The 4,704-nt window shown below is 63.5% G+C and carries 4 protein-coding genes; 2 read left to right on the top strand and 2 right to left on the bottom strand.

The window, feature by feature from the left end:
* Positions 1-1,755: sulfatase (locus NW819_RS09865; protein WP_414413628.1), on the top strand; the 1,755-nt coding region annotated here is incomplete at its 5' end.
* Positions 1,756-1,767: 12 nt separating this feature from the next.
* Here the strand turns inward: NW819_RS09865 and NW819_RS09860 are convergent.
* Positions 1,768-2,262: a DUF3531 family protein gene (locus NW819_RS09860; protein ID WP_414331319.1), complete on the bottom strand. Its 495-nt coding sequence runs from the start codon at positions 2,260-2,262 to the stop codon at positions 1,768-1,770.
* A 276-nt stretch (positions 2,263-2,538) separates the two neighbouring features.
* Between NW819_RS09860 and fabG the strand changes: the two genes are divergently transcribed.
* Positions 2,539-3,300: a 3-oxoacyl-[acyl-carrier-protein] reductase gene (gene fabG, locus NW819_RS09855; protein WP_011433672.1), complete on the top strand. Its 762-nt coding sequence runs from the start codon at positions 2,539-2,541 to the stop codon at positions 3,298-3,300.
* Between the two features lie 5 nt (positions 3,301-3,305).
* On the opposite strand, the gene NW819_RS09850 is transcribed toward fabG, so the two are convergent.
* Positions 3,306-4,704: gamma-glutamyltransferase family protein (locus NW819_RS09850; RefSeq protein ID WP_414413627.1), on the bottom strand; the 1,399-nt coding region annotated here is incomplete at its 5' end.

Genomic DNA, 4,704 nt, shown 5'->3' with positions numbered 1-4,704 from the left:
GAGGACTCCGTCCGAGTGGCGCAAACAGGACATTCCCCCGCAAGGGCCGGCGCTGCTGCCGTAGAACGCCCCAACATCCTGCTGATCGTGCTGGATACCCAGCGGGCGGATCGTCTCTCCTGCTATTGGTCAGAAGCGGAGCGTGCCCGCCAACTGCCCACCAGCCCCAACCTGGATCGGCTGGCCGCCGAATCCACCCTCTTCGAGCGGGCCATCGCCCCTGCCCAATGGACCATCCCCTCCCACGCTTCCCTGTTTACGGGGGAATATCCCAGCACCCACCAGACTGTCCAAGCAGATCTGGAGCTGAGCCCCGCCCTGCCCACCCTGGCAGAGCTGTTGCAGCTGAGCGGCTATACCACTGTGGGCTTTTGCAACAACCCTCTGGTGGGGATCCTGAAAAACGGCTTGCGGCGCGGCTTTGAAACCTTTTACAACTACGGTGGCGCTCTGCCCACCCGCCCCCCCGAAGGCACCCCCTTGCCCGCCCCCTTGAACCGCTGGCTGGCCGCCTACACCCAATTTTGGCGGCGGCTCTCCTATCCGGTGCAAAACGCCTTTGCCCGCTCCGACGCCCTCTTCCAGCTGGCGCTGCACCCCTGGTTTGCCTCCCTCTGGACCCGCCTGCTCAACTTCAAAGGCAACACCGCCGCCTCGATTGCCGACCTCAACCGCTACCTGCAGCAGATGGCCCGCCGCCGGTCGGATCCCGGAGCACGGCCCTTCTTTTGCTTTGTCAACCTGATGGAGCCCCATCTGCCCTACTGGCCGCCGGAGCCCTTTGTGCAGAAATACGCCCCCTATTTCAAAAGCAACCGCGAGGCCCGCGACTTTTTGCGCCAATACAACGCCCAGCCCTACCGCTGGATGGCGCCCCTGCCGCAGCCCCTTTCTCCACTGCAAGCGCAGGTGCTGCGGGATATCTACGATGCTGAGGTGGCCTACCAAGATCACCTACTGGGATCCGTCTTCGACACCCTGCGCCACACCGGCCTGGAGCAGAACACGCTGGTGGCCATCGTCGCCGATCACGGCGAAGGCCTGGGAGAACACGACTTCGTCGGCCACGCCTTTGTGGTCTACGAAGAGCTGATCCGCGTGCCCCTCATCCTGCGCTATCCCGGCCACTTCCCGGCAGGAAAACGCATTGCCACCCCTGTTTCCACCCGCCGCCTCTTCCATACCCTCCTGGAAGCTGCCGGCTTTAGCCCCAACCTTTCCCCCAACGGTGCCCCCTGTGTCAGCCTCAAGCTCCGCCGCGAGGTCGCCCGCCTCAGCTTGGCCCGCACCTTGGCAGGGGAAGATCCCGAGCAGGGAACAGTGCTCAGCGAAGCCTTCCCGCCCCACCTCCTCATTCGGGCTATGGAAAGCCGTAACGACAGCCTGCTGCGGGCGCGTGCCTGTTACGACATCCGCCGTGCCCTCTATGAGGGGATGACCAAGCTCATCCAAACGGGGGATCGTCCCAGCCTCTACAACCTGGAGCAGGATCCGGCGGAGCTGCGGGATCTGCTTTGGGTCGGCAACGGGGATCCCGTGTCCTCTCTCCCTGATGCTGATCCGCAACGCTGTCACGACGGGTCGGCGGTGGAGACCGGCTGGCCCCAGGCTTGGCTGGCTCGCCTACAGCATGGGCTGAGAGCCTGGGTGAGCTGGGCAGAGTCCCGGCGGCCTAGCACGGCTCCTCGCAAGGTGAATGTGGAAAGCGATGCCGACTTGGTGCGGCAGATGCAAGAGCTGGGCTACTTGGAGTAGGCAGGGATCCCGCTATTCCAGCCCTCCTTCCTCCTCCCTGTGATCCCGCACATAGCCGTTTAGATCGTAGTCATCCATGTCATCCATCTCCTCCGGATCCGCCGTTGGCCAATCCTCATTTTGCCCGCCGATAATCACGCGGCTGAGGCCGATGTATTCCAGGCTGAGGGTGCGCAGGGCGTTGATCAACACATCCAGCGCCATCGCATCGGCGGTGCCCAGATCAAACCAGCAGCGGGCCCAGTTGTCCTTCTCTTCCAGGGATCCCATGTTGTGCATCAGGGAAGGCAAGGGCTCCGATTCGTTGGGATACTCCAGATAGCTCAGATCCACCTCGGCCTCTTGGGCCACCAGACGCTCGGCGTTAAATCCGCCCAGCTTGCCCAACACGTACCACGACTCCAGCACCTCGTTGAGGTACTCCAGCTCAGCTTCGACCGGCGGCTCGGCAAACTCAAACCAGATCCACAGATTTCCCGGATCGCACTCGCGAAACTCCACTTGCATGGACAGTTCCTCTGCTGCGGCCTAGCCTTTGATCATAGTCCGGCTCTGCTCGCCCGTTGGTCTGGGAATCCGTCCGTCAACACATCTTGCGGGCAGGGTGACTGCACAGAGCCGTGGGATCCCTCCTGCCTATGCCGAAGGACTCCATCCAAGTAGCGCGAACGGCGGTTATGAGGGACGCAGCGCAAGCGATCGCAGGGAAGCCAGTGGCAACCAGAGGGCTCTAAAGCATCCTATACTGTTGCGGCTGTCCGAATCACGAGGAACCTGCCGCTTATGTCTGAGCTTCTCCCTTTGCCTTCCCTCCAAGACCGGGTGGCTGTGGTCACCGGAGCCAGCCGGGGCATTGGCCGGGCGATTGCCCTGCACCTGGGGGCCATTGGAGCAAAAGTGGCGATCAACTACGCCCGCTCCGCTGCCGAAGCCGAGTCTCTGGTGGAAGAGATCGCGGCCCTGGGGGGAGAAGGGATCCCTGTGGCCGCCGATGTGTCTTGCCCAGAGGCGGTGGAGAGCCTGTTTGCCCAGGTGATGGAGCGGTGGGGTCGGGTGGATGTGCTGGTGAACAATGCCGGCATGGCCCGCGACACCCTGCTGCTGCGCATGAAGCCAGAAGATTGGCAGGCGGTGCTGGATCTCAACCTGACGGGGGTCTTTCTCTGCCTGAAGGCAGCCGCCAAGATCATGGTGAAGCAGCGCCAGGGGCGCATCATCAACATCACCTCGGTGGTGGGCTTGGTGGGCAATGCCGGCCAGGCCAACTACAGCGCCGCCAAAGCAGGGGTGGTGGGCCTCACCAAGACAGCAGCTCGCGAGCTGGCCAGCCGCAACATCACCGTCAACGCCGTGGCACCGGGGTTCATCACCACCCAAATGACCGAAAAACTGGATCCCGGCCCGATTTTGGCGCAGATCCCCCTGGGGCGACTGGGATCCCCGGCAGAAGTGGCGGGGCTGGTGCGTTTTTTGGCGGCAGATCCGGCGGCGGCCTACATCACGGGACAGGTTTTTGCCATCGATGGTGGCATGGTGATGAGCTAGGCACTCTACCACGCCAGGGCTAGGCCATCGGCACGGGGTTCGGAAGCCGCAATGAAGTGATCCCCATCCCGCAAGAGGATCTGTCCCCGGCCAAAAAGGCCGTAATCCTCTTCTGCCTCCACCACCTGCACCGCATGGCCGCGGGCAGAGAGTTCGCGCACCACCTGGGGCGGCACCGTGCTCTCCAGGGCCACTTGCGGGATCCCTTGATCCCACAGCACTCGCCAGCGGGGCGCATCCAGAGCCGCCTGGGGGTTCAGGCCGTAATCCACCAAATTCACCACCACCTGCACATGGCCTTGGGGCTGCATTGCCCCCCCCATGACACCAAAAGGGCCGAGGGGGATCCCTTCTCTGGATAGAAAAGCGGGGATGATCGTGTGGTAGGGGCGCTTGCGGGGGCCCACCTGGTTGGGATGACCGGGCTCCAGGGTGAAACCCGTGCCGCGGTTGTGGAGAGCAATGCCCGTGCCCGGAACCAGCAGACCACTGCCGAAGCCATCGAAATTCGACTGAATCAAAGACACCATCAACTCACCATCAGCTGCAGCCAGGTAAACCGTTCCCCCCTCCGGCAGCCCTGGCTGGGCCAGGGGGATCGCCTCCCTCCCGATCAACTGCCGCCGCCGCTGTGCATAAGCCTTATCCAGCATCTGGGCAGGACTGACCCGCACATACTCCGGATCCGCCACCTGTCGGCTCACATCGGCAAAGGCCAGCTTCATTGCCTCAATCTGCAGGTGATAGCGCTCGCCGGCATCGTAGGAGATCCGACCCAGCTCAAAACCCTCCAAAAGGTTGAGCGCCATCAAAGCGGCAATGCCCTGCCCGTTGGGGGGGATCTCCCAGACGGTGTAGCCGCGGTAATCTGTATGGATGGGTTCCACCCAATCGGCCTGGTGCTGGGCCAAGTCGGCGGGGGACAGGAAGCCGCCCGTGGCCTCCGAGAAAGCCAGCAACTTCTCCGCCAGCTCCCCCCGGTAAAAACTCTCCCCACCGCTACGGGCAATCTCTTCTAGGGTTTGGGCATGCAGGGGGCTGCTCCAGCGCTCCCCAGCCCGTGGGGCACGCCCTTGGGGAAAGAAAACGGCCTTGAAGGCCTCGTGGCGGGGATCTGGCAGGGGCAAATAGATGGACTCCGCCGCCTGCCACAGTTGGGCCACCCGGGGAGAGACCGGAAATCCCTCTTGCGCCAGACGAAGGGCAGGCACAAACAGACGCTCGAACGGCAGCTTTCCCCAGCGCCGGTGCAAGGTCTGCCAAGCGGAAACTGCCCCCGGCACCGTCACCGCTAACCAATCGTAGGGGGGGATCCGCCCATGGTCCCGGTACCGCTCCGGCGTCAGGGCGGCTGGGCTGCGACCGGAAGCATTCAACCCGTACAGCTGACCCTCCTCCCCCCCC

This window comes from Synechococcus sp. R8-2 (assembly GCF_047461715.1).
Lineage (GTDB): Bacteria > Cyanobacteriota > Cyanobacteriia > Thermostichales > Thermostichaceae > Thermostichus.
Note: the sequence above shows the minus strand (reverse complement) of the source record. Positions and strands in the feature narration are given on the sequence as shown.